The 26096-nt window shown below is 49.4% G+C and carries 16 protein-coding genes; 12 read left to right on the top strand and 4 right to left on the bottom strand.

Annotation, left to right across the window (positions count from 1 at the left end; genetic code table 11):
- The first annotated feature begins 18 nt into the window (after positions 1-18).
- From ABEB26_RS09875 to ABEB26_RS09855, 5 genes are all read left to right on the top strand, one after another.
- Entirely contained in the window at positions 19-2547 is a 2529-nt protein-coding gene (locus ABEB26_RS09875; RefSeq protein ID WP_345721817.1) for a cellulose-binding domain-containing protein, read from the top strand.
- A gap of 294 nt (positions 2548-2841) precedes the next feature.
- Positions 2842-7377, top strand: a complete 4536-nt coding sequence (locus ABEB26_RS09870; RefSeq protein ID WP_345721816.1) for an Eco57I restriction-modification methylase domain-containing protein — start codon at positions 2842-2844, stop codon at positions 7375-7377.
- A gap of 9 nt (positions 7378-7386) precedes the next feature.
- Positions 7387-10479, top strand: a complete 3093-nt coding sequence (locus tag ABEB26_RS09865; protein WP_345721815.1) for a helicase-related protein — start codon at positions 7387-7389, stop codon at positions 10477-10479.
- Between the two features lie 9 nt (positions 10480-10488).
- Complete coding sequence (locus ABEB26_RS09860; protein ID WP_345721814.1) at positions 10489-12681, top strand: hypothetical protein; 2193 nt, start codon at positions 10489-10491, stop codon at positions 12679-12681.
- A gap of 1 nt (position 12682) precedes the next feature.
- Complete coding sequence (locus ABEB26_RS09855) at positions 12683-14911, top strand: hypothetical protein (protein WP_345721813.1); 2229 nt, start codon at positions 12683-12685, stop codon at positions 14909-14911.
- A gap of 505 nt (positions 14912-15416) precedes the next feature.
- On the opposite strand, the gene ABEB26_RS09850 is transcribed toward ABEB26_RS09855, so the two are convergent.
- Positions 15417-15983, bottom strand: a complete 567-nt coding sequence (locus ABEB26_RS09850) for a DUF305 domain-containing protein (RefSeq protein WP_345721812.1) — start codon at positions 15981-15983, stop codon at positions 15417-15419.
- 235 nt (positions 15984-16218) lie between these two features.
- Here ABEB26_RS09850 and ABEB26_RS09845 point away from each other — a divergent pair, with 235 nt between their 5' ends.
- Both ABEB26_RS09845 and ABEB26_RS09840 read left to right on the top strand, forming a co-directional pair.
- The gene (locus ABEB26_RS09845; RefSeq protein WP_345721811.1) at positions 16219-17538 is read left to right on the top strand and encodes a sensor histidine kinase; all 1320 of its coding nucleotides are present in this window, start codon (positions 16219-16221) and stop codon (positions 17536-17538) included.
- Positions 17535-18692, top strand: coding sequence for a sigma-54-dependent transcriptional regulator (locus tag ABEB26_RS09840; RefSeq protein WP_345721810.1), 1158 nt, complete (start codon positions 17535-17537; stop codon positions 18690-18692). Before ABEB26_RS09845 ends, ABEB26_RS09840 begins: the two co-directional genes overlap by 4 nt.
- On the opposite strand, the gene ABEB26_RS09835 is transcribed toward ABEB26_RS09840, so the two are convergent.
- Positions 18689-19555, bottom strand: coding sequence for an SDR family oxidoreductase (locus ABEB26_RS09835; protein ID WP_345721809.1), 867 nt, complete (start codon positions 19553-19555; stop codon positions 18689-18691). The two genes, ABEB26_RS09840 and ABEB26_RS09835, sit on opposite strands and share 4 nt — an antisense overlap.
- A 528-nt stretch (positions 19556-20083) precedes the next feature.
- On the opposite strand from ABEB26_RS09835, the gene ABEB26_RS09830 reads away from it, so the two are divergent.
- Together ABEB26_RS09830 and asnS are read left to right on the top strand one after the other, a co-directional pair.
- Positions 20084-20815: a hypothetical protein gene (locus tag ABEB26_RS09830; RefSeq protein WP_012189907.1), complete on the top strand. Its 732-nt coding sequence runs from the start codon at positions 20084-20086 to the stop codon at positions 20813-20815.
- Positions 20816-20919: 104 nt separating this feature from the next.
- On the top strand, positions 20920-22263 hold the full coding sequence (gene asnS, locus ABEB26_RS09825) for an asparagine--tRNA ligase (protein ID WP_345721808.1): 1344 nt from the start codon (positions 20920-20922) through the stop codon (positions 22261-22263).
- A 126-nt stretch (positions 22264-22389) separates the two neighbouring features.
- Here the strand turns inward: asnS and ABEB26_RS09820 are convergent, their stop codons facing one another.
- Entirely contained in the window at positions 22390-23349 is a 960-nt protein-coding gene (locus ABEB26_RS09820) for an ADP-ribosylglycohydrolase family protein (RefSeq protein WP_345721807.1), read from the bottom strand.
- A 126-nt stretch (positions 23350-23475) separates the two neighbouring features.
- Positions 23476-24210, bottom strand: coding sequence for a DUF7873 family protein (locus tag ABEB26_RS09815; protein ID WP_345721806.1), 735 nt, complete (start codon positions 24208-24210; stop codon positions 23476-23478).
- A 208-nt stretch (positions 24211-24418) separates the two neighbouring features.
- Between ABEB26_RS09815 and ABEB26_RS09810 the strand changes: the two genes are divergently transcribed.
- The 3 genes from ABEB26_RS09810 (at position 24419) to ABEB26_RS09800 (ending at position 26052) form a co-directional block, all read left to right on the top strand.
- Positions 24419-24943, top strand: a complete 525-nt coding sequence (locus ABEB26_RS09810) for a DUF4405 domain-containing protein (RefSeq protein ID WP_345721805.1) — start codon at positions 24419-24421, stop codon at positions 24941-24943.
- A gap of 2 nt (positions 24944-24945) precedes the next feature.
- A complete protein-coding gene (locus ABEB26_RS09805; protein ID WP_345721804.1) occupies positions 24946-25281 on the top strand; it encodes a hypothetical protein in 336 nt (111 codons plus the stop codon).
- Positions 25282-25356: 75 nt separating this feature from the next.
- Entirely contained in the window at positions 25357-26052 is a 696-nt protein-coding gene (locus ABEB26_RS09800; RefSeq protein WP_345721803.1) for a response regulator, read from the top strand.
- The last annotated feature ends 44 nt before the right edge of the window (positions 26053-26096 follow it).

The raw sequence follows: 26096 nt of genomic DNA, 5'->3' as shown, positions 1-26096 counted from the left end.
GCAAGGAGGCGCAAGCTTATGCTACGACGAATGTATGCTCGTGGAACGTTGTTGGTATTGTTGATCGCCTTGGTCAGCCTTAGTTTAAGCCATCGCACGGCCACGCCCAGCGCGGCAGCTGCCAGTTGTGTGGTCAGCTATACGGTGATCAATCAATGGGGCGATGGGTTTATTGGCGATGTGACCGTTACCAATAATTTGGCAGCAACCACAACTTGGCAATTAAGCTGGACATTTGCTGGCAATCAGCGGATTGTCAATTTATGGAATGGAGTTTTGACCCAAACCAATGCCGCAGTCAGCGTGCAAAATGCCGCTTGGAATGGCTCGCTCACCAGTGGCGGCAGGGTTAATTTTGGCTTTCAAGCGACGTTCAGTGGCACAAATAGCATTCCCACGAATTTTACTTTGAATGGTGTGGTTTGTGGCGAAACTAGCGTAACGATCACACCGCCAACCAGTAACCCAACCAACACGGCGACGGCGCGGCCCCCGACCAACACGCCAACCCCGCCAACTGGCACTCCACGTCCATCAACTACCCCAACGCTTTTTCCAACTACTCCAACATCAACGCCTAGCAACAATGGCTGTATTGGCGCAATTATCTGCGACGATTTTGAAAGCCAAACTGGAATCGATCCGAGTGGATTTTGGCAAGCGCTCTATCCCGATTGTGCTGGTCATGGCTCGGTGATGGTCGATAATACCTATGCCAACAGCGGCAGCAAATCGATTATGGTTCATGGCCATAGCAATTTCTGCGATCATGCCTTCTTTGGCAATACCACAGCCATCGAAAGCGTTGGCAATCTGCTGTATGGGCGTTTTTATGTGCGCCAAGATCTGGCCTTGCCCGATCATCACATCACATTAATGGCGCTCAAAGACCGCAACGATGCTGATAATGATTTGCGTTTGGGCGGCCAACAAGGGGTGCTCGATTGGAACCGCGAATCGGATGATGCAACCGCTCCGTCGATGAGCAGCGCAGGCATCGCCAAATCAGTCACGATTCCGCCCCGCCAGTGGACATGCGTCGAATTCAAGATCGATAGTGCTAATGGCTATTTGCAGGCCTGGGTCAATGGTAGCGAAGTTGAAGGCATGCAGGTTGATGGAGTCGATACGCCCGATGTTGACCAAGCTTGGCGTACTCGCGCCAATTGGCAACCACGCTTAGTTGATTTCCGGCTGGGCTGGGAAAGCTACGGCGGCGATGATATTACTCACAATATTTGGTTTGATGATGTGGCCTTGGCCACCCAACGCATCGGCTGTAGCGCCAGTAACCCAACCACCCCAACCGCTACTCCGCGCCCAACCAACACCACTACGCCTGTAGTTGGCACGCTCACTCCCAGCCCAATTCCCAGCGCAACGCCAACCATCGCGCCCAATGGGATTACCGCCGCAACCACGATCGCTGAGCTTTGCCCAACCTACCGCCAACTCTATATTGATCGTGATTTTCTCGATTATTTGCCGAGCGACGGCAGCGGCGGCCATAACAATATGCCAGCCGATGGCGGCCTGAATGATGCCCAAAAAGCTAGTTTGTATGGGGTGAATATCAGCGCGATTCAGAGCAAAGTTGGCAATGGCACACTAACCTTGGGCGAATTAGGCACGCAAGCCTTGGGCCATGTGCAACGTTTGGTCAATCAAAACTTTCCCAAGAATGCAATTTGTCAGTTGTTGCCACGCTTGATGCTGCTTGGCCCAGAGACCGAAGCCGCCACCTTCCACAAAAATAGCAGCAATCCATGGGCTGAAACCGCTGGCCCAGTCAATGCAATTGCTCCGGCTGGCTTTATGCAAACCCGCTGGCCAACCGACGCGCGAACCTATGTGCCAGCCGAAAAAGCCGAACGCGACCGCTGCCACGACCAACCAACCCATGAAAATAATCTTGGCTGGACGTTTAACTCAATCGTCGATTCGAGTATTTTGTATGATCCCAATAATCCGGTGTTGAACGCGATTCGCACGAGTACCCACCCAATTAGCGGCTTGCCGATGGGGCCAGGCTTTAGCAGTAATGCGCCAATGCAAGCAACCACCAAGCTCCATGTTGAGAACGAAGGCTTCTGGTATCAAGTGATTCAGTTTAAAAATACCAGCAATGTTCCCTATTACCTCGATTGTGCCATGATTTGGTGGGTCGGGCCATCGGGCTTATCGTTTGATTTACGTAATGGTCATTATAATAATGAGCAACGGCCTGGCCGTGGTTATGGCCACCCCCAGCGTGATATCATCGAAGTGGTTTACGATCAAACTCAAAAACTTTCGGTGTATAGCATTCGTCTATCGTTCCACGATGAGCCATACAACATGCGCACGGCCTACCCCAACCAATATTGGTCGTTGGAAGTTGGCACGCCGGCCTTTTTGAATGGTCAGGCGCGTTATACCACTCCAGCCGAACGTCAAGCGTTAATGGATTTGATGCTCAGTACGTTGCATGTCGAGCTTGAAACCGACCTCGATCGCAATATTGAGCTATTCGATGCGCTGAAGATGCGTAATCGGGTTTCGAATTAGCAATTAGGGGTCAGGGGTCAGGATTTAGGCAAGGATCGGTTTTAAGATCCCTCACCCCAGCCCCTCGCCCACGGCGGCGGGCGAGGGGAGCACTGTTGGAGCGGTTCCCCCTCGCCGCGCGTGCGGGCGAGGGGGCGAGGGGCTGAGGGCATGCCATGCGTTGCCAACCCAATGAACCATTACATATAGGCTATAGCCCATCGCCTTAATTCTCTGCTAGCATGCGGTTGACAGGCCTGATCGGTTGCAGCTACAATCTGTGCGAGAGCACCGCTTGTTGTAAAGGGATTCCCAATGACTGCCACCATTCAGCATCTATCTGAGGTTCGTTCTAGCCAAGATTTTCGCGATTATTTGGTTAAGCTTGGCTTTCAAGCGGAACATGGCGCGATTGATCAGCTTTTGGAGCTTGGAGCGATTGATCAGGTGCGTATGGGTCGCAGCGAACTTGTGGCAATTGCCGAGCCAGAATATCGGGTTATTTGGGTTTCATCAGCAAATTTACCCCTCGACCTGTTGCGCAAATTGCAGCGCCGTTTGGCCGATGCTGGTTTATCAGGCTTGGTCGCTTGTACCACAAATTGGGATTCGCTGACGCTGTATCTGTTGCGCAGCGAGGATCGTGAGCAAGGCTTTGTTCATGAATGGAGCCTCAACCTACGTGCTTTGCGCCCTGCTGATCTCCAAGCTTTGCGCTGGCTCGATATTACCCGCGCCGACCCATTTGATCTTGGGCAGCCATTCTTGCAGGCTTTTCGCCGCGCTAAACGCCCAACCCTCTATACCAATCAGGGCTTGTTCTCGAATTATTATCTCAATCAGCGGCTTGATCACGATTATCCCCAATGGCGTAGCCGAACTGCCAAGATTGATCCATTGGCGGCTCAGGTTCAAGCCTTGATCGTCCAGGCTCAAACCCTCGATCAGCAGCAAACCTTGACCACAATTGTGCAGCCGATTTTGCAAACGCTGGGCTGGGAGTTAGCAGCTGGCAATTCAGCAGTTGCAAAATTGAGCTACCAGGGCCAAGCTTTGGCTTTTTGTCGGGTGTTGCCCTTTGGCGCTTCGTTAGATCTCGATGTCCAGTCGGCGGAAGGTTCGCCCGATTTGCCCTTGATCGGTGCTTTGGTTGGCCAAGAAAAAATTCAGTGGGCAATCTTAACCAATGGCCAAGTTTGGCGCTTGATCTTTCGTCAGGCGACCTCGGCCTCGGGCACGTACTACGAAATCGATCTCGACGATTTGCTGAGTTTGGGCGAACCTGTTGATTGGAGTTGGTTTAGTGGCTTTTTTGGGGCGGCTTGGTTTGCGGCTCCCGCTAATCAGCCGAGTTTTTTGAGCAAGCTCTATCAGCTTGGCCAGGTTCGCGCCGAAGAATTAGGCAAAGACCTCAAATTAACGATTTATCAAGATGTCTTTTTGGATTTGGCTCAAGCCTTGCTCGAAGCTCAGCGCCGCCGTGGAGTCGATACTGATGATCCGACAGCGATTACCTTGATTTATCGCGCAACCTTGTTGCTGCTCTATCGTTTGTTGTTTATTCTCTATGCCGAGGCTCGCGAATTATTGCCGCTCCAAGCTGCCAGCTATTATCCGCATAGTTTGACCTATTTGCTTTCGAGCATTGCGCTGGTGCGTAGCCGCGTGGTGCAAGCTGATCGCCAGTTTACGCTTTCGGCCAGCGATTGGCGGATTTGGCACTATTTGCAAGCGCTCTTTGCCGCAATTGCCGATGGTCGCGCCGCTTGGGGCGTGCCGCGCTATAACGGTGGCTTGTTTGCGGCAAATGCTGATTCGTCAGCGGCGCATCAATTGCTCGATCAATTAACCGAAATCGATAGTATGCACTTAGCCAAAGCGCTCGATTGTTTGGCTCGCGAAAAGTCGGTGCAGACTGATGAGGCTTCGTTTGGCAATGAACATAAGGCGCTGCGCTTGATCGATTATATGGATCTGGATGTGCAACGCTTGGGTGGAATTTACGAAGGCTTGTTGGAGCACGAACTTAATTTTGCGCCCCACGATGGTTATCTCACCAAGGGAGCGTTTTCGACCAAAGCTAGCCCAACTGGTCGTTTTGTGCCAAAAGGTGAGTTTTACCTCGCGATTACCAACCAAGATCGTAAATCGACTGGCTCGTACTATACCCCCGATTATATTGTGCGCTATATTGTCGAGCAAACCCTCAAGCCAATTTTGGATCAGCGCAAAGCGACGTTTCGCGAGGCAATCAATAATCTGCGGGTGCTGCAAACTTCGCTCAAACGCACCAGTGATCCAACTACGATTCGCTTCAAACGTGATCAATTGGAGCAAATCAGCCAACAGGCAATCGATAGCCTGTTGGATATTAAGGTGCTTGATCCGGCCATGGGTTCGGGCCATTTTTTGGTCACGGCAGTTAATTATTTGAGCGATCAACTGATTGCGATTGTTGCGGAATACCCCGATAACCCGTTGATGCCGCAATTGCAAACCATGCGCGAGGCGATTAAGCAGAATTTGTTGCACCAGCAGCTTAGCCCAAACGATATTCGCGACGAGCAACTGAGCGACCGGATTTTGCTGCGGCGCATGGTCATGAAGCGCTGTATTTTTGGGGTCGATTTGAATGATTTGGCGGTGGAGCTAGCTAAACTTTCGTTGTGGCTCGATTCGTTTACGGTCGGCGCTCCCTTGAGTTTTCTCGATCATCACTTGAAACATGGCAATTCGTTGATTGGCGTGTGGGATGTGGAGCAGGCGATTGTACTTGGCTCGCCACGCTGGAATGAATTTATGCGGGCCTTGGCCAATATGGTAACAATTGCCAATTTGACTGATAGCACGATTACTGAGCTTGAGCAAAGCTACAGTTTATATACCACCATGCAACAGATGATTCAGCCCCAACGTGAGCAATTGCATGTTGATTTGGCGAATCAATTTATTAGCATTAGTAGCCTTGGCCAAGCGCGGCGCGTGCCCTATACGCCAGCCGAGCAACGGGCTGAAATTTTTCCACAAGCAACCCTCGATAGCTACGCCGCCGCCCAAACCGAAGCCCAGCGCCGCCACTTCTTTCATTGGAAGTTGGAGTTTCCCGAGGTGTTTGTTGATGTTGCCAAAGGCGATTGGAAGCAGCAGCCTGGCTTTGATGTGGTGATCGGTAATCCACCGTATGGCGCTATATTTGATAAAAAAGAGGAAAATTATATTACCAAAGAATACGAATATGTTTTGTATCGAGTCGAGAGTTATATTTGTTTCATGGAACTTAGTCTAGATATTTTACGCCATGGGGGGAATTCTTCCTTTATTGTCCCCGATACTTGGATGTATCTAGATTTTACCGAAAAGTTAAGAAAATATCTTATCCAAGAATTGAATATAAACAAAATTATTGCTCTCCCTAGATCGGTTTTTGATGAAGCATCAGTTGATACATCCATTTATGTTATTTCAAAGAATAAGGAAAATGATAATACTATCGATTTTATTTCGTATAAAAAAGATTTGATTATAACAAATATTGATGATGGGAATCTATATCATATGACTCAAAGTCGTTTTGATAGAGAAAGCTTTATTATAAACCCATATATGAATGATAAAGAGTTAGCTGTGATAGATGGGATTTTAAGTATTTCTAATAAAATGAATGAGATTTCGTTTATTAATTATGGATTGAAGGCTTATCAAAAAGGGAAGGGGAAGCCAAAACAAGACGATCAGATAATGAATACTAGGCCTTTTACATCTGATAAAAAAGAAAATGATGATTTCTATCCATTTTTTGAAGGTGGTTCGATTGAAAGATATAACACATTGTGGGAGGATGATAATTGGATTAATTGGGGAGTATGGCTTGCAGAGCCGAGGAATGAAAAATTATTCTTAGGAGAAAGACTTGTTTTTAGAAAAGTCGTAAACAGCCGTCTTTTGGGTAATTTAATTTCAGGAAAGGTTTTTTCTAATACTTTATTGTATACGATTAAATTAAAAGATGATGTAAAAATTCAATACAAAACTTTATTGGCAATATTAAATAGTGGCCTTCAAGGGTTTATTTTTAGTAGAATTTTTGCCATAAATAGTGACGATACTTTTCCTCAGATTCTACTTGATGATTTTTCAAATCTCCCAATTCGCAAAATTCACTTTACAACCGAGGCGAGCGAACGCCAGCGCTTATTGAGCGAAGCGCGGCATTTGACCGAACGTCTGCTGCAAAACCCAACCAGCCTTGAATTGAGCCATAGTGCGGCGGGCTGGCCACGCTTTGCTGCTGAAGCCTATCGTGCTAGCGAGCTTGGCCAATTGATCAGTCGTTTATTGCCAACCGATGCCCAAGCCAATTTTGTGGCGTTTGCCGAAGGTGCTAGTGGAGCCGAAGAACACAGCGATGTGGTGCATGATCTGTTGGCTGAGTTGGCTCAACAGATGATCGACTTGAACGCCAGCAAACAAACCGAGGTCAAACGCTTTTTGAGTTGGCTTGAACACAATCTGGCGATTCAGCCCGATAACAAAGGCCACACTGGCATCGACTCGCTGAAAAACAAAACCAAGTTGCAAAACTACCTCGGCGATTATCAAAAAAACGGCTCAGCCGAAACTTGGTCTGCTATCCATGCCGTGTTGAGCGCCAACAAAAGTCGTTTGCTCAACAACCATTGGCTCGAAGGCATGTTCGAGCAGCAACTACGGGGCGCTTACGAGCAAAGTTTAACGCTTTTACAGCCGATCAAAGCCCAACTTGCCCGCACCGATGCCTTGATCGATCAGCTTGTCTACCAACTGTATGGCCTGACCCCTGCCGAAATTCGGGTCGTTGAAGGCCAAGCCTAGGGAGCACCGATGTATAGCGTTCGCGAACACCACGATGATGGGATTCCCTATTTAATTGATAACCGTGAAGGCAGCCCAACTTTAGCCAGCGTCTTAGATCGGCTGTTGCGGCGTGGGGCATGGGCCGATATTGCTACCGGATACCTTTCGCTGAGCGGCTATCGTTTGCTGGCCGAGCCACTTGAGCAACTACAAGAGCTGCGTTTGCTGTTTGGTCAAAGCCAAATTGCCGATGAATTAAACCGCGAATTGCGCCGCGAACGCTATCGCGCCAGCACGCGCAGCATCGTCGAGCGTTTGATTGCTTTTTTGAGCCGTGATGGTGTGGCGATTAAGCGCTACACTGGCGATTTTTTTCATGCTAAAGCCTATATTGTCAATGGCGTGGCGATTGTTGGCAGCAGCAATTGCACCGCCAGCGGATTAACTGGCAACACCGAATTAAACGCCCTGCACAAAGAACAACCGATTGTTGAAAGCTTTTCGGCTTGGTACGAACGCATGTGGAATGCCGAGGCCAGCAGCGATTGCAAAACTGAATTGATCACGACCCTGCAACAATCGCAATTTGGCGCTTATCCCTACATTCCCCACGAAATTTACATCAAAACCCTGTATGAATATTTCAAAGACGATCTTGAAAGTGCCAATACGGTTGATCCACTGCGTTCAATTGTTGAATTGACTGCCTTTCAACACGAAGCCTTTCAAAAAGCCCAACGGATTTTGCGGCGCTACCATGGCGTGATGATTGCCGATGCTGTGGGCTTGGGCAAAACCTTCGTTGGCAAAAAATTGCTAGAGCTGTATGGCTACTACCAACGCCTACGAGCGCTGATCATTTGTCCGGCTCAACTGCAAACCATGTGGGAACGTGAAATTGAAGAAGCGCGAATTCCAGCGCGAATTATCTCGATGGAGCGCTTGGGCTTAGCCGATTTTGATCCACGGGTTTACGCCGATAGCGAATTTATTCTAGTTGACGAAAGCCACAACTTTCGCAATCCTGCAACCCAGCGCTACCAAGCCTTGGCGACAATTATTGGCAGTGGTGAGCCAAAACGGGTTGCCTTGCTCACCGCTACCCCCATTAGCAATAGCCTGTGGGATCTTTATCATCAAATTGCCTTATGGACGCGTGGCAGCGATGCCTATTTTCGCGAGGCTGGCATTGCCTCATTGCGGCGCTACTTTCGCGAAGCTGAGCAAGCTGGTGGATCTGGCGGCATGCTGTTTAATTTGCTCGAAGAAGTGGTGGTGCGGCGCACGCGCTCATTTATTCAAGAACATTTTGCCGAGGCTACAATTAGCGGCCAACCGTTGCGCTTTCCCGAGCGCCAACTGCGCACTATCGACTATAGTTTAAGTGCCACCTATGGCGGGCTATTCGAACGGATTATTCAAGTAATCGAAGGCTTGCGCTTGCCCGTCTACAACCCTGAGGGCTACAAACGAGCGCTAACCACCAGCGAAAAACGCCAAGAACACACCAACCAAGCCTTAAATGGCCTGCTCAAAGCCAATTTGCTCAAACGCTTTGAATCGAGCGTGGCTGCATTTCGCATTAGCATTCATCGGCTGCGTGGCTTTATCGAACGCTACGGCCAAGAACTTCAACAAGGCCATCTATTGCAAAGTGGCGTATATCGACTATTACTGCAACTCGAAGAAGATGGCGATAGCCTTGGCTTGGCCCAGGCCTTGCAACGTCTGACTCCAATTGATCCCAGTGAGTACGATTTAATTAAACTTCAAGCCGATATTCAACATGATTTGGCTGGCTTAGATCGGGTAATTGGGCTGATCGACCCGATTACTCCGAGCCAAGACGATAAATTAATTCAATTTCGCCAACGGTTGAGCGAGCTAGGCGGCCAGAAAATTATTGTTTTTTCCTATTTTCGCGATACCGCCCGCTATCTGATCGATCAACTCAAGGCCGACCCAAACTTGGCTAACGTGCGCATGGCCTATTTATCGAGCGAAATCAACCCGCGTGATCGTCAGCGCACAATTGAGCGCTTTGCGCCGCGCAATAGCCGCACACCAATTGCTGCCAGCGACGAATACGATCTGCTGATTGCCACTGATGTGCTTTCAGAAGGCCAAAATCTCCAAGATGCCGCCCAATTGATCAACTACGATCTGCATTGGAACCCCACCCGCATGATCCAACGTGGTGGACGGATTGATCGCTTGGGCAGCTCACACAGCACGATCGTCATTCACAATATCTTTCCTGATCAAGAGCTAGAGACGTTGCTGCGTTTGGTTGAACGATTGCAAGAGCGGCTACGGGCAATTAACGAAACGATTGGCCTCGATGCCAGTGTCTTGGGCGAACTAATTACCCCGCGCACCTTCAACACCTTGCGCGAGCTGGCGGTCGGCGATGATAGCTCGCTGCAATTTTGGGGCCAAGTATCCGAGCTAGCAGGCAACGAACTGCTGCGCCAACAACTCTTGAACTATCTGCGGGATTACGGTCGCCACTATGTTGAAGGCCTGCCAGATGGGATTCATAGCTGTAGCCAACGTGGGCAACGCAGCGGCATTTTTGCCTACTATCGCCATGAAGATCGCCATTTTTGGCGCTTTTGGGATAGCAATGCCAAAGTTGTTAGCGACAATCGCTTTGAAATTCATGAACTAATTCGGGCAACACCGCAGCAAGCCCGTGATCAAGAGTGGCTGCACCCAGAGCAACAAGAGCAAGCGCTCGAAACGATCGCCCATGATATTTTGCAAAGCCTTGAGCAGCGGCGGGTATCGGCCTTGCTTGGCGAGAAAATCGACAAAACCCAACGTGAGCTTGGGCTAATTCTCAAGCAACATTGGCATAAGCCGAGTGTCGATAAAACTGCCGCCCAAATGCTCTATGCCGCCTTGTTAAACCCACTGCCTGCGCCGTTTATCAAAAAACTACGGCGTTTGCACAGCGAGTTTGGCCGCACTGGCGATTTGAACAACTTGATTGCTGAATTACAACAGTTGATCGAAGCGCATCAACTGAACCAAGCCCCCACCACGGCGCTTGTGCCAACCAGCCAACCGCTGAGCCGCGACGATCTGCAACTGATTTGTTGGATGTTGATTCGATAGAGGAGCCATATGCCAAATCTCACCCCCGCAGCGCGTTTGCAAACCATTGCCCAACACTACTTGGATGATCAGGCAAGCCTAGCGTTTGCCAAAGATTTAGGCCAACGTCGCCGCCAAGCTATGCCGATCATCAAAGCAATCATTGATCGTTTTATTCAAGGCCAGATTGATCTCAAAACCATGGCCCATGAACTCAACCTGCACTTGCGAGACCGAAGCTATGATGATTGGGGCGCGACCAACTTTTGGATGATGACCCTGAATAAGCTGGCCTTGAATTATCCGCCAGAAGTTGAGCAAGAACTACGAGCGACGCTTGATGGCCTCAATGCCCAGAATTTGCCCCAACGCTTTGAGCAATTTAGCAACTATCTACGCGAGATCAATCCAACGCTTGAGCGCGGCAAGCAAGCAGCGCCAGGCTTTATGCCCTATTTACTCAGCCTGTTAGCTCGTTGGCTCGACCACGATCATCATGTGATGGTGACTTGGCCATCGTTGCGCGAAGGCTTAAAAATCTTGATCGATCATCAAGCCCTGCCAACCGATGCCAACCTGCGAGTAGTCGGCGATGAAGTCCAAATTACCAATGCCGCTGATTACCAAGCCGCCCAAGCCGCCCTTGAGCGTATTACTGCAACCGTGCCAGCCTTGGCAAGCAGCAGCGATTTTTCGCGTGAGCGATTTTTAAACTGGGTCACCCAGCAGCAACAATATTTGGTAGGCTGGTTAGAAGGAGCAACCATGAGCTTTGCCGATCAACCATTAGCAGCCTTAAATCCCGACCGATTACAACACCAAATTGGCCTGTTGCGTAAGCAACTTTTGATTAGCCCTGAAACGATTCAACGCATGTATCAAGCGCTGGTTTTGGGCTATAACGTGATCTTGAGTGGCCCGCCAGGCACTGGCAAAACCCAGCTTGCCAGCCTCTTGCCACGGATGTTATGGATGGGCGAAGCGGCTCAGGGAGCCAATCCAAGTTTGTTTTCGCCAACTGCTTCGCGAATTCAGACCGAGCCATCGACCAGCACCAGCTACGCCGTACAGATTGCGACGGCGACCGATGAATGGACACCGCGCCATGTGATTGGGGGCATTGAGCCAGTGCTGAGTGCCAATGATGAGCAATTGCGCTATGGTATGGCCTATGGAGCCTTGACCAGCACGATTCTCGCCAACTGGCAGCTTGACCCGAATCAGCCGCTGACGTGGCAGCAACCTAAACGTCATCATGTCCAACGCACGTGGCGCGGCCAAACCGAAGAATATCGCGGCGTTTGGTTGGTAATCGACGAATTTAATCGCGCCCCAATCGATTTAGCCTTGGGCGAAGCGCTGACGGCAATTGGCGGCAGCCAAAGCAGTTTGACCGTGCCTACCCGTTTAGGCCCACAACAACTACCAATTCCCCAAGATTTTCGGATTATTGGCACACTCAACAGCTTTGATCGCCATTTTCTCAACCAAATGAGCGAAGCCTTGAAACGGCGTTTTGTGTTTGTAGAAGTGCTGCCGCCAACGCGCCAAGAGCGTGCCGCCGAGCAAGCCAGTGTGCTCAAAATTGTGCTTGAGCGCTTGCCTAAGGTTGGGTGGGCCGATTTAAGTACGCTCATTAAGGTCGTTGAAGGCAATGATCAACCGTGGGTTGTGCAATGGCACAATGCTGGGGTGATTGAACCGCTTTTTGATGAAGCCTGGCGTTTATTTGAAGTTATTCGGCTGTATCGGCAATTTGGCACGGCTCAAGCGATTGCCTGGTGTAGCGCATTTTTGGGCGCTGGCTTGCTGCAAAATATTCCAACCAACGATGAGCCTGCATGGCGGGCATGTTTAGCGGCAGCGTTTGCCGATAGTCTTGCTGACCAACTGCAAATTCTCTTCCCCGATGAACTTGAAGTATTGCTGGCCTACCTGCAAACCAGCGATGCCAACGCCTTTGCCCAGCAATATCGCGAAATATTGGGCAAATTGATCAGCATCAAGCGTCGGACGGCTCAGCTATTGGCCTTGCAAAGCGTGCGTGATGCCGACGGCAAGCCCTACCTTGATCAAAGCTTAATCGCTTCGTTGGTTGAGCAGAACCTAAGCCAACTTGAAACAATTAACTTGACGGCCATTTTTCAAACTGACCAATCACGCGCCGCCTTGCCAGCCTTTGAGCAGCGTTTGCGCCAATTCTTGTTAGAGCGGGCGATTTAATATGCCAATAACGCTTGACGAATTAACTGCCCAACTGCAACGGCGGGTTGCGCGGCTGTTGCTCCAGCATGATCGAGCAACCTTTCATGGGCGTTTTCGCGAATTTTATCAAGCTAGCAGCTTGCCGCCGATTGCGCTGTTGCAAGCCTACGATCTGCTCACCAAAGTGTTGGTGCTGGCAGATGAACTCTTTGACGATATTTTAGCGCGGATTCATCGCCAAATGAGTTTTCAGGCCACCCGCGAACATCTCAACGAACATTCGCCAATTCGCGGCCAAATTGATTGGGGCCGCTCATTGCAACAAGCCTGGAATCAATTTCCTGATCAGCCGCCGATGAGTTTGCAAACAACCTTGCGCAGCCGAAGCTTTGCAACACCCCAAAACCGCTTGGTTGTGGCTGGACTACAACGCTATCGCCAATTGATCGAACAACTCTTGAGCGAAACCATGCTCAGCGATGTGCCCTTGACCGAGTTTGAACAGCGGGATCTCAGCCTGTTATTGGAGCGAATTCAGCGTGAGTTGGCTCGCCCACATCTGCAAGAACTCAATCGCGAATCGGAGTTGGCCAATTTGCCAGAGCTGATCGCCGAGGTCAGTGCTGCTGCAACAGGTTCACAGAATGCCTATCGTGACTTAGTGGTCTGGCTGCAAAAACTCGAACAACTGCATATTCAAGCCAGTGGCACGACTTCGGCGTTTAGTTTGGGCAAAGCTGAGCAAGCTGGTTTGCTCTATCAACTCTGGCTAGCCTTAGAAATCCTTGATCTGCTCAAAAGCAAAGATTGTTTAATTGAGCCAATTGTCAGGGTGGATCGCCTGCAGTTACACTTTAAATGGCATGATCACGAGTATGAATTAATTTATGATCAGGCACCAACTGCTCAACTTGCTTGGAGTGGTGCACCTAGCGAACGACCTGATTATTTGATCAAGCGCCGCAATAGCCTGAAGGTTGAGTATGATGGACGTACGATTTGGCAAGAGCCAAGCGTCATTCTTGATGCTAAATGCTATCTCGGCGACAAGGCCAGTCGCACGACAAACCCGATCAAACGCATGCTCGGCGATTTACAACTGATCGATGCTCATCATGGGGCGTTGATTCTGCCAACGATTGAAGGTTTACAAATGGTGGTTAAGCCTGATCCAGAACGCTATCATGGCGTTGTCTTCAGCGATAGCCAAATTCAACTTTTTGAACTTGCGCCAATGCAACCCCAATCCCAGCTTGAGCAAGCGATCACCGCAATTCTCGAATATGCGATTAAGCATTTGCCTGAGCGTCCAGCTATCGATTGTCATGGAGCGTGGCCCGATGTTGATACCTGGCGACCACAACAGGGCCAACACCCCATTCCGATCAACCAAGACTTAATTTTTTGCCCCAAACCGCATATTGATCCAGCGCGAGTTGATTTAGTAAGCCATGTGCGTGATTGTCTGCGCAACCCCAAACGTTGCCATATCATGCAGCCCCAAATTCAGCAGTTACCGCCATATGTCAAACGCGTGCTGAATGTTGGCCAACTCCAAACGGCGATTGCCCAACTCAAGCAGCATTTGAATCAGCAAGTAACAGTTGAGGCTACTGATGGAGAGGCTGATGTAGCTCGTCAACAGTTGCTAGAGCGGGTAGGCGAACTGGTTGATAGCTATCGTGCCTTTATCAAGCCCGATATTCAGTCGATTGAAGAGAAGTTGCATTGGGTATTTCGCCAATATGCTAATCGCCAGCAACATGCGCATGGCTTGCCGCAAACAGTTTGGGATATGTTGGTTTCAGGCGAATTTGCTTGGAGCGAATTTTCGAAACATCAAGTTACCGATTGGGCAGCGGTCGCAGTGCAATATGTTCGCGCCGTTGAGCATGAACTCAAACAGCGCTTGTATTATGGTTGTGGTGGCGATAACTATTTAAAAGCTAATGGAACTAAACCTCTCAAGGAGAAAAATTTTACCTTTGGGACAGTCAATTATGCGCTTGAGCATTGCACTAACGAAGTTAACTGGAACATATTTGTGCAACGGGCAATGGCATTTGGGCATAGCGAAGCCACTTTTAAAACTGTAGTGAGTGATTTGATGCAATTGTATAAGTTGCGCAATGAAATTGCCCACTCTAGCTCAATTAGTCGCCAGCAAGCTGAATTTGTGCGCACGGTAACCATTGGCAAGCCTGGCGAAGAAGGGGCATTATTGCGCTTTATCAAGCTCATTCCCTAGAGATCAGGGGCCAGCAATGAGGAATCAAGGTTTGATCCACGAAGGACACGAAGGACACGAAGGGAATAGACTCTGGGTGTAATGGTGCATTAGATGCCTATCCTTCACCCCCTCTTTACAAGGGTAGGTTTTTGGCAATCATTGACGATCACCACCCTTCCGTCCCGCCTCGCAGGCGGGAGACGCAGGGCTTTAATCCCCCTGCACCCCCTCAAGGACAATCAGGGACAGGCAGGCAGGCATTGATGAATCAGCGTATCCGTGGTTCGCAGCGAAAACCTACCCTTGAAAACTAACCCCCGCTCCCGCCTGCGAGGCGAGGGGGAACCGCTCCAGGAGTTTGCTCCCCTCGCCCGCCGCCGTGGGAGAGGGGCTGGGGTGAGGGAAGATGATTGGTAGTTCAAACCAATCGCCGATAGCCGATAGCCCAAAGTCCATAGCCTTGATTCTCTGCGCCTCTGCGTTAAAACCTAGCCTCTGACTCCTAGTCCCTGACCCCTAGCCCCTACTTAATTTCCTGCAACCAAGTATCCATTTGTTGATTTTCGGCAGTTTGAGCCGTGATGACTGCTTCGGCAAAGGTTTTGAGTTCGGCGCGTTGGGTACTGACTTTGATACTTTGGGCCATAGCGATCGCCCCATCGTGATGGCTAATCATGGCGGTTAAAAAGCGTCGATCGTAGCTTTCGCTGCCTGCTGACACATCCATCGAACCCATATGCAGCGCACTTAAATCGCTGTCTGGCGCATCGCCAAACCACTGCTTGCGCCAAGCTTGCAATTGTACTATTTCTGGCTCTTGGGCCGCGATAATTTGCTTGGCTAACTCCTGCACCCGTGGATCGCTGGCTTGGTTTTGGGCATCTTTGGCCATGGCGATTGCCCCACGATGATGCTCGATCATGCCATCAAGAAATTGCAGATCACTCATACTCATGCTGCCATGATCCATTGTTGGGGCTTCGGTGGAGTGATCGCCGCCATGATCATTGGTGCTTGAGCTGGTTTGGCTGGTTGCACCGCAACCCGTCAAAACTACGATTAAACTAACGAATGTTATCAATCGCCGCATCCTGTGGTTCCTTTCAGCTAAACTTGAACTAGCTTTAGCCTAGCCAAATTCCTAAACCTAGGCCAATTTTGGTCAATTTGAGCCAAACTTGCGGCGTTGGGCTGTGGCATTTGCTACAGATTGTGGCATTTGCCACGGATTCAGTGATCAAATTATCGAAATTCTATAGAAAATTGTTTGCTGAACAGAATAAATTTACAATGAAAGCAACAACCTTTAAACGACGAGGCTCATCATGCTTCAATCGATTAAACAGCGCTATTGGCTGTGGTTTGTGCTCAGCAGTGAGCTGATCATCACGGCGCTACATTATCTGACCAGTGCCCATCTATTGCCCTACCACTCAATTTATCGTAGTTTGTATTATGTGCCTGTCGGGGTGGCGGCGGTGATCTGGGGGCGTTGGGCAGGCATTGGTTTGGCGCTGTTTACGGCGCTCGTCTATTTGCCGCATGCCCATTGGCTCGATGCTCATAGCGCCAGTAGTTGGCTTGATAATGGCCTCGAAATGGCCACGTTGATCGTGGTGGCAGCCTTGGTTGGCACATTAGCCGAGCGCGAACAACAGGCCCATAGTCGCGCCGAATCCTTGCATGTCTATATTCACGATGTATTGGCGAGCTTGCCAGTCGGCGTTGCTACGATCGAGCAGCAACAGTTGAAATTGCAAAATCCAACCGCTCAAATCTTATTACAGCCAACACCAACCCTTGCTCAACTGCCCCAAACCAATGGCTACAGCGAAATTCAGGTCAATCAAATTGCCTTGGCGGTGCGGCGCTCCGATTTACATAATCTCCAAGGCCAGCCGATTGGCGCAGTCTTGGTATTTGAAGATATTCGCGAACAACAAGCAATCGCTGAGCGGATTCGTCAGGCTGAACGGATGGCGGCCCTAGGTCAGTTGGCTGGTGGTTTAGCGCACGAGGCACGTAATCCCTTAGGCGTGGTGCGAGCAACCAGCCAATTGCTGGGAACCAAATTGGCTCAACAGCCAAATTTGGCAAGCTATACTAGTGTCATTAATAGCGAGGTTGATCGTTTGGATCGGCTGATTAGTTCGCTGTTGGATTATGCCCATCCCCAAGCATTACAACGCCAGCCGTTGGCAATTAATCAATTGCTCAGTGAATTTGTCGCTGCCTGCCAGCCTTTAGCAGCTGAATATAGCGTTGAACTCCAATTAACAAGCGCTAAGGCTGAATTATGGGTTGAAGCTGATCGCGATGCGATTTGGCAAATTTTGTTAAATCTGTTGTTGAATGCGCTCCAAGCGAGCCAAACTGGCCAAATTATTCAGCTTGAGAGCTTGGTTGCTGCCCAACAACTTGAAATTCGCATCCAAGATCAAGGCAAAGGGATTGATCCCGCGATTCGTGAGCGAATTTTTGATCCATTTTTTACGACTCGCGATGATGGTACAGGCATGGGATTGGCCTTGGTGGCGCGAAGTGTGGCCGAACATGGCGGCACAATTAGCTTTGAACCCGGGCCCGATTGCGGCACATTGGCCCGTTTGCGCCTACCACTCGCATCTCAAGGAGCCAAGCAATGACCAAACGCCTATTAGTCATCGATGATGAAGCCAATTTGCGCTGGGTGCTCAGCGAGGCCTTGAGCGACCAAGGCTACGATGTAGTGGTGGCCGCGAATGCCAACGATGGCTTAGCTGCGATGAGCCGTCAACCTGCCGATGTCGTGATTCTTGACCTCAAATTGAAGGGCATGGACGGCTTAGCAACCTTGGCTCGCTTGCGTGAACGCTGGCCTGAAGTCGTTGTCTTGATTTTGACGGCATATGGCACGGTTGCTAGCGCGGTTGAGGCCATGCAACTGGGTGCTGCTGATTATTTGCGCAAGCCCTTTGATTTGGAAGAAATTGGTTTCAAACTACAACGAGCCTTGGAGCGATCAGCACTACAACAAGAACTGCGGCGTTTACGCCAACAGCAGCAGCAGCGCATGGTCAACGATTTGATTGGCAGTCATCCTGTGTGGCTAGCTTGTCGCCAGCAGCTTGACCGCATGGTCGATCGCTTGTCTTTATTGGTTTTAGTTGGTGAGGCGGGCGTGGGCAAGGCTCAATTAGCGCGGTATGCCCATGCTATCAGCCAGCGCCAGCATGGACCCTTGCTTGAGCTTGATGCTGACTTGCTGAACGAATCAATGCTTGAGGCAGCGTTGACCGAAGCCGGCCAAGGCAGCGTGATCATTCGCCATGGTTTAGCTTGGTTGGATTGGTTACTTGCTCGAAAGCCTGAGGCTTGTGTGCTGCTGACCAGCCTTGAAGCGTCGAATCAAGCGGTTCCTACGCTGCATCTACCTAACCTTAATCAGCGCCGCAGCGATATTGGCTTGTTAGCAGCTTACTGGCTTGGACAGCAAATGCTCAGTCCTGAGGCGCTCCAAAAACTAGAGCAAAGTCAATGGAGCGCTAATTTGCCCGAATTGCGCCATGTGCTTGAACGCGCGGCGGTTGCAGCTAATGGCCAGCCGATTCAACCAGAACATTTGCCGCACGATTTACCAATTGCCACGCTTGAACCAATCAACTTGCCGGCAACAGGCCTACAACTTGAATTAGTCGAACGCAGTTTATTGCAACAGGCCTTGCAACAAGCCAATGGTAATAAAACCCGCGCCGCCGAATTATTGGGCTTATCGCGCCATCAATTGCTGTATCGATTGGAAAAACATGGCCTTAGCTAGCCGTTGATCACTTCGCCACCATTGGGATGCAATATTTGCCCAGCCATATACGAAGCATCATCGCTTGCCAAAAACACATAACAATTGGCGACTTCCTCGGGCTGGCCTGCGCGTTGCATCGGAACATCACTGCCAAACGTCGCGACTTTTTTGGCCTCGAAGGTTGCCGGAATCAGTGGTGTCCAAATTGGGCCAGGTGCTACACCATTGACCCGAATCTTTTGGTCAATCAATGCTTGCGAGAGCGAACGGGTAAAGGCCACAATTGCCCCTTTGGTTGCCGAATAATCAAGTAATTGTGGGCTGCCACGATAGGCTGTCACCGAAGCAGTATTAATGATACTACTACCAGCTTTCAGATGCGGCAAGGCCGCTTTGGTCAAATAGAACATGGCAAAGATATTGGTGCGAAACGTGCGTTCCAATTGCTCGGTACTAATATCAGTGATCGATTTTTGCGGATGTTGCTCGGCTGCATTGTTGATCAAAATATCAAGCTGGCCAAATTTTGCAACGGTTTGTTCAACTAAGCCTTGGCAATATGCTTCATCGCCAATATCGCCTGCTGAGAGCCAACAGCGCCGACCTTCGGCCTCGACCAGCCGTTTGGTTTCTTGAGCATCCTCATGTTCATTTAAATAATTTATTACAACATCAGCGCCCTCTTTGGCATACACGATCGCCACTGCCCGACCGATGCCACTATCGCCACCAGTGATCAGCGCAACCTTATCCTTGAGCTTGCCACTCCCACGATAGCTGTGATCTTGGGCTTTGGGTTTGGGCTGCATTTCCGATTCGATTCCAGGTTGTTGATCCTGAGTTTGGGCTGGAAATTGCTGTTTTTGTTGATTGTTTGACATAATGATATCTCCTTTGCACACATTCACGCTTGAGCAATGCAAGAACCATACCAATTGTTATGTTGAACTGCGATCTTGTGGGTCAGCGCCTATCCCCTCCAAATACCCAACAGGGTGATGTGATTTAGCCGCATTTTTTACAAGGGTCGCGCAGCATCCAGCACCGAGATCAAGGCTATTTGCGCTTGCTTGACGTAATACTATACTAAAGCATACCAATGTGCTACAATGGCATGTAGGCTATATCAACTACGACCTACTTTTTGCGAGTGCTATCCATGAGGTGATCGAGACCCTCACCACAAGGATTAAAACAATCTATTTACATCCCCCACTTGCCTAATGACTGCCCATAGTTGCTAGGAAGCCATGTACCAACTGTGGTTATACAAAAGCTACCCATGTAGATAGGGCTAAGTGCATAGATTCAAGAACGAATTTTCGGGGTATAATCGTGCTAGGTTTTATGGCTTTAAGCCGCACGAGAGCTGTATTTTGGAGGCTCTACACCAACGGACAAGGATGCATATGGCAACACAACAAAAGTACAAAAACATCCGACGGATTGAGAACGTCGAGGCCAATTCGTATGGTTGGTGGGTGCGGGTGAGGATCGACGGTGAACTGTTCAGCAAGTTTTTCAGCGACAATGCGTTCAATGGCTCTGGTAATGCGCTGCGCAATGCTTTAGAATATCGCGATTCGATCAAGCGCGAACGAGGGCGACCCCACATTGAAACGGTTGACCCTGAGGTGCACTACAAAGGCATCAGCCGCATTGACCGCGAGATCAAGCGGACGCATGGCTGGTATGTACGGGTGTTTTACAAAGGCCAACAACGAGTTAAATTCTTCAGTGATATGCTCTACGATGGTCGCGAAGGCGCTTTAGCTGCTGCCCTGGACTTCCGCGATGAGGCCGAGCGTGAATTAGGCAAGCCTCGGACTGATCGCCCAGTGGTCACGGTTAGTCGCCGCAACGCCACGGGCAAAATTGGTGTAACCAGAGTGCGCCGCAAGGATCGTAATCGCAAAGGCGAAGTCTATTTGCGCGATGTCTACGAAATAACCTGGTGTCCTCGCCCGAATGAAATCCATCGAACGTCGGTGTCGGTGCGCAAGTATGGCGAAGAAGAAGCTCGCAAACGAGCCTTTATGATTCGCGATAACAAAGAGCGCGAAATCTTTGGCAAGGTGGTTTCGCAAACGCCGACTGCCGAAGAGTTGGCAATACTTGATGCTGGCGATGAATCGGAATAATTGCTTCTCAAGTAGTTGGTTGCGGCAGTACATGGTATTATTGCGAGAAATATGGCGGTGCCTTGGTGCATCGCCATTGTGTTGTTTTGTTGGAAGGAGCATCTATGGCACTGCTGCCCTCGATGTATATCCGCGATAGCGCCGACCATGTTGGCGAAGCGGTCAAACTTGCTGGTTGGGTCTATCACAAAACCGAAAAAGGCAAGTTGGTTTTTATTCAATTACGCGATGGTACCGCCACAATTCAATGTGTGGTGTTTAAAAAGAATGTCAGCGAAGAAGTTTTTGCGCGAGCCAAAGAATTAACTCAAGAATCTTCGTGCTATATCCACGGCACGCTTCGCGCCGACGAACGCTCAAGCTTGGGTTTTGAATTAGATGTTACCGATATCGAAATTGTGCATCTAACCCAAAATTACCCAATTACCCCCAAAGAGCATGGCACGCAATTTTTGATGGAGCATCGCCATCTGTGGGTGCGCTCAGCCAAACAACATGCGTTGTTGCGCATTCGTGCTCAAGTAATTGCGGCGGCCCAAGAGTATTTGAATAGCGAACATTTTGTGCGCTACGACTCGCCGATTCTCACGGCAACCGCCGCTGAAGGTACGAGCGATTTGTTTGCCACCGAATATTTTGATTTGGGTAATGCCTATTTGGCCCAAACTGGCCAGCTTTACGTTGAATCGGGTATGGCAACTTTTGGTCGGGTTTATTGTTTTGGCCCCACTTTTCGGGCTGAAAAATCTAAAACTCGTCGCCACCTGACCGAATTTTGGATGATCGAGCCAGAATTTGCCTTTGCTGACCAAGACGATAATATGGAATTGCAAGAAAATTTCGTTTCCTATATCGTCCAACGTGTGCTTGATCGCTGCGAAGAAGATCTCAAAATTTTGGAGCGCGATACCTCGAAGCTCGAAAATATTGTGCCACCATTCCCCCGCATCAGCTACGACGAAGCGATTGAAAAAATCAAAGCAGGTGTGGCAGCTGGGGCAACTGTCGCGCCCGATAATGCACCACTAGCTGATTTGGAATGGGGCGATGATTTTGGCGCACCCCATGAAACCTACTTGGCCAGCTTGTTTGATAAACCATTATTTATCTACAACTATCCAACCAAGGTCAAGGCCTTTTATATGCAACCAGCCGAAGGCCGCCCTGAAGTGGTGCGCTGCGCCGATTTGATTGCACCCGAAGGCTATGGCGAAATTATCGGTGGCTCACAACGGATTCACGATGCCGAGTTGCTCGAAGCACGCATTCGCGAACATGGCCTTGATGTCGCCGATTACCAATGGTATTTGGATTTGCGCCGTTATGGTAGTGTGCCGCACTCCGGCTTTGGCATGGGCATCGAACGCTGTGTTGCTTGGCTGGCAGGCACGCGCCACATCCGCGAGGCGATTCCTTTCCCACGCCAGCTGTACCGCATTTATCCATAGTTTTTTGATGATCGGTTGTTGGGGGTTGGGGATCGGGAGTTTTTAACGCAGAGGGGCCGAGGGGTCAGGATTCAGGGGCGAGGGGGCCAGTCATTAAAATTATACTTTAATCCTGACCCTTCGTGCTCACTGGCCGCTAACCGCTGGCCCCTGACCCCTCGCCAAGAGATATAATTTAACCGCAAATTTCCAAATTGTGTGTTTGAGCGCGATTTTATTGGCCCATGGCGAACTCAAGATTGGTTCACCATAATAGGCTCCTGCAAGTTGCCCATAAATTGCCCCAACTGTATCAGCATCATTGCCTAAATTAACTGCCAATAAACAGCCTGTTTCAAATGAATTGCTATGGTAAAACGCCCATAAAACTGCTTCAAGTGTGCGTGGTACATAGCCCAAGGCCTCAATTTCTGGCGGTTGGCGTTGCTTGAATGAGCCGCTAGCGATTTCGGCAATTTCAGCGCTAAGTGGGTGCTGTTGCCAATAATTGGGGATTGGATGATAGTTGGGGGCTAAAAGTTGGGCCTTGGGCAAACCATGCAGTGCACCAATGATTAAGCCGACATAATAGCGACAAGCATCGATTGCAATTTGGTTGCCGTGGGTAGTGCGTGAACTGGCTGCGGCATAAACATCAGCCTGTTGAGGATTATTGACATAAGCAAGGGCGATTGGCGCAATTCGCATTAACGAGCCATTACCCGCCGACCAACGATCTTGATCGCCTGCAAAAGCGTCGCCTGTTTGAATAAAATAATTAATTGCCTCGCGAATAGTGCGCCCACTATCGATATAGCCGCCAGTGCTGCTAAGATGGCCTGTTTTGAGCCAACGCCGATACCGCTGCATCTGATCAAGCACATCAAATTCTCGGCATTCAATTAAACTTTCGGCAAGGCACAACAACATAGCGGTGTCGTCTGTCCATTGACCAGCAGCCAAATTGAACACGCCACCGCCAAACATATCGCTAATTGGCTCGAATGTGCCTGGGCGCTGAAATTCTAAAGTTGTGCCAAGGGCATCGCCAATTGCTGCGCCAACCAAACATGCTGCATAGCGTTGCCAAGGAATTTTTGTTTGCATTGTAGAACCAATGTTAAATGAGGGGTCAGGGTTCAGGAGCGAGGGGTCAGGCATTAAAATGCTGCTTTAATCCATCCTTCGTGGATCATAACTGGCCCCTAACCGCTGGCCCCTGACCCCTCACTTCTATGCCCCAAATAAATAGCTCAAGAAGCGTTCGCCGATTTTTTGCTCGACAGCTTCGGTATTGTTAGCTTCTTCGCGGGCGAATTTGACTGATTGTTGCAATTTGCTGATCCGTTCAAGTAATTCGTTGACTCGGCGAGCTGGTAATGCACCTGAGAATTTAATCGTGCGCCAGTAGCCAACGATCACATCTTCATAATAGACTTCAACTTGAGCTGGATGTTTTTCGGTTGCTTCGGCTTTAACGTGGTTCCGTGGAATTTTTTTGGTACGCACGGTTTGAACTGGCTCGGTTGCCCAGGTATCGCTTGATTGATCAAGATTCCAGGTTTCGGCAGCATCAAGCGTTGGTAATTTACGCACAAAGGTTTGCAAATCAACTAATTGTTTTTCCAAAAAGAGCAAATAAGCAACTGGAACATCTTTAAGTAAGGTTTGCCCATCAACAACCACATCGGCTTTGGCGACGCAATTGGTCCAATCTTTGGTAGCAGTAACATCAAATAAACGAGTTAAAATCGCACTGGTTTGGCGAATAATTTCTTCGGCTCGCATTTGCACTTTGGTTGATTCAGGTGGTAATTGTTCGCCTTCTTCATCTTTTGGGCGATAGGTGCGGCTAATCCCTGCTAAAAGTGCTTGTTTTTGTAAGGCTTGGTGGGCTTCGGTTAACTCCGAAAATGAGCGGCTTTTGACCCCTTTTTCGACCGCAATGATTTGGTTTAATTTAGCCATTGGATGATCCTCCTCACGAAATAAATTTGAATCTGCTGGCAGTATAGCCAAGCTTGGGCGATTTAGCCATAGCCCTCAGACCGATTGCGCTCAGTCGTTGGGCTTATCCCTCATAGATTGCTCGAAAGTTCTTCATAATCTTTGAACAATCATTTTTTATACTGCATTCAGCGATTTGAAATAACTTGATGCATAAAGGAATGCGCGTATGCAAACGGCAACGACGATCAAAAAAGGCAATCGAACCAAAACCAATTATGTTGTCGATCTGGTGATTGGGATCAGTTTTTTGATTGCAACTGCTCCCAACACCACGGGCGAGCCAATTCACGAGTGGCTAAGCATGGGCTTGGCAGTGATGGTGGTAACCCATTTGTTATTACATTGGCAATGGATTGTGGCAATAACCAAGAAAATTTTTCGTAAAGTCGCTTGGCAACAACGGATCAATTACATCTTAAATATTGGCTTGTTTATTGATATGACAATCATCATGTTCACTGGGATTATGATTTCTAAGACGGTTGTGCCGCTGCTCGGGCTGGAATTGCCCAATAGTATGACTTGGCGCAGCTTGCATGGCTTGGCATCCGATGCTGGGGTGTTCTTGATTGGCTTGCACTTGGCTTTGCACTGGGATTGGATTGTGCGCACCAGCAAGCGCTATCTGATTCAGCCAATCACCAAACGTTTCCACAAACCAGCCGTTCAATTAGCTACGAAGGAGCAATAACTATGCAATTACTCGGACGAATATTAATCATTGCACTTGCTGTGGCCTTAGTTATTGGCAGCTTGGTGGCGATTGTACCAAGCAGCTCAGCGGCTGGCTTTGAGGGTGGTCGGCCTAATCGCCAATTGACGATCGATAGCGAGCAAGCGGCTGGCTCAGCCGATCAATCGGCCAGCACCGCACGGCCAGAGTTTGGCGGACGCGAGCGTGGTGGCGATCATCACGAAGGCGGGTTTGGTCATATCATTCGCAATGCTGGTATTATGGCGCTGATTATTGGGCTTGTGGCTTTTGGCATGCGCAGGCTGCGTCGTCGCCGCGATCTTGTATGGCTCTAGCTGCTCGTTTGTAAGGCGCGACGATTCTCCAGCGTTGCGCCTTTTGAACCCGTTGCGGGAGATTGGAAACGCACAATGGCTCAGACAATTTTGGTAATCGATGATGAAGCAAAGTTGCGTGAATTATTACGTAGCTATTTACAAAATGAAGGCTTTAATGTTTTTGAGGCTAAGAATGGCCGTGAGGGTTTGTATGTTGCGCGTGATGTCAAGCCCGATTTGATTTTGCTCGATATTATGATGCCCGAACTTGGTGGACTCGATTTTATGCGAGCTTGGAATAAAGAAGCTGAAACGCCAATTATTTTATTAACTGCCAAAATTGAAGATCACGATAAAATTATTGGGTTAGAACTAGGCGCTGATGATTATATTACCAAGCCATTTAATGCCCGCGAAGTGATGGCTCGGGTTCGTGCGGTGCTGCGGCGCAGCTACAAAACCCAGCCCCAAGCCGATGTCTTGCGGATTGGCGAGATTGTGTTGGAGCGTTCGGCTTGTACTTTGATGGTTGGCGAGCAAACCGTTGATCTTACGCCTTCGGAATTTGAAATTTTAGCAACCTTGATGGCCTCGCCTGGCCATGTTTTTTCGCGCTTGGATTTGCTCGATCGCACGTCGGGGCAGGCTTACGAAGGCTATGAACGTACCATCGATGTGCATATTCGCAATCTGCGCAGCAAAATCGAGCCAGACCCGAAGAATCCGCGCTATATCGAAACAGTGTATGGGGTTGGCTATCGCTTTGCCCGCCCGAAACGGCCTGAATGATGATGTTACGCTCACTAACATGGAAATTAACCCTCGCTTTTTTG

This window comes from Herpetosiphon gulosus (assembly GCF_039545135.1).
GTDB classification, from domain to species: Bacteria; Chloroflexota; Chloroflexia; order Chloroflexales; family Herpetosiphonaceae; genus Herpetosiphon; species Herpetosiphon gulosus.
Note: the sequence above shows the minus strand (reverse complement) of the source record. Positions and strands in the feature narration are given on the sequence as shown.

What these genes read in the sequence shown, in the direction of transcription:
- ABEB26_RS09835 (WP_345721809.1), bottom strand. Translation starts at nt 19,555, where the DNA reads ATGTCAAACAATCAACAAAAACAGCAATTTCCAGCCCAAACTCAGGAT.
- ABEB26_RS09875 (WP_345721817.1), top strand. Translation starts at nt 19, where the DNA reads ATGCTACGACGAATGTATGCTCGTGGAACGTTGTTGGTATTGTTGATC.
- asnS (WP_345721808.1), top strand. Translation starts at nt 20,920, where the DNA reads ATGGCACTGCTGCCCTCGATGTATATCCGCGATAGCGCCGACCATGTT.
- ABEB26_RS09870 (WP_345721816.1), top strand. Translation starts at nt 2,842, where the DNA reads ATGACTGCCACCATTCAGCATCTATCTGAGGTTCGTTCTAGCCAAGAT.
- ABEB26_RS09830 (WP_012189907.1), top strand. Translation starts at nt 20,084, where the DNA reads ATGGCAACACAACAAAAGTACAAAAACATCCGACGGATTGAGAACGTC.
- ABEB26_RS09840 (WP_345721810.1), top strand. Translation starts at nt 17,535, where the DNA reads ATGACCAAACGCCTATTAGTCATCGATGATGAAGCCAATTTGCGCTGG.
- ABEB26_RS09800 (WP_345721803.1), top strand. Translation starts at nt 25,357, where the DNA reads ATGGCTCAGACAATTTTGGTAATCGATGATGAAGCAAAGTTGCGTGAA.
- ABEB26_RS09845 (WP_345721811.1), top strand. Translation starts at nt 16,219, where the DNA reads ATGCTTCAATCGATTAAACAGCGCTATTGGCTGTGGTTTGTGCTCAGC.
- ABEB26_RS09860 (WP_345721814.1), top strand. Translation starts at nt 10,489, where the DNA reads ATGCCAAATCTCACCCCCGCAGCGCGTTTGCAAACCATTGCCCAACAC.
- ABEB26_RS09855 (WP_345721813.1), top strand. Translation starts at nt 12,683, where the DNA reads ATGCCAATAACGCTTGACGAATTAACTGCCCAACTGCAACGGCGGGTT.
- ABEB26_RS09850 (WP_345721812.1), bottom strand. Translation starts at nt 15,983, where the DNA reads ATGCGGCGATTGATAACATTCGTTAGTTTAATCGTAGTTTTGACGGGT.
- ABEB26_RS09820 (WP_345721807.1), bottom strand. Translation starts at nt 23,349, where the DNA reads ATGCAAACAAAAATTCCTTGGCAACGCTATGCAGCATGTTTGGTTGGC.
- ABEB26_RS09865 (WP_345721815.1), top strand. Translation starts at nt 7,387, where the DNA reads ATGTATAGCGTTCGCGAACACCACGATGATGGGATTCCCTATTTAATT.
- ABEB26_RS09810 (WP_345721805.1), top strand. Translation starts at nt 24,419, where the DNA reads ATGCAAACGGCAACGACGATCAAAAAAGGCAATCGAACCAAAACCAAT.
- ABEB26_RS09805 (WP_345721804.1), top strand. Translation starts at nt 24,946, where the DNA reads ATGCAATTACTCGGACGAATATTAATCATTGCACTTGCTGTGGCCTTA.
- ABEB26_RS09815 (WP_345721806.1), bottom strand. Translation starts at nt 24,210, where the DNA reads ATGGCTAAATTAAACCAAATCATTGCGGTCGAAAAAGGGGTCAAAAGC.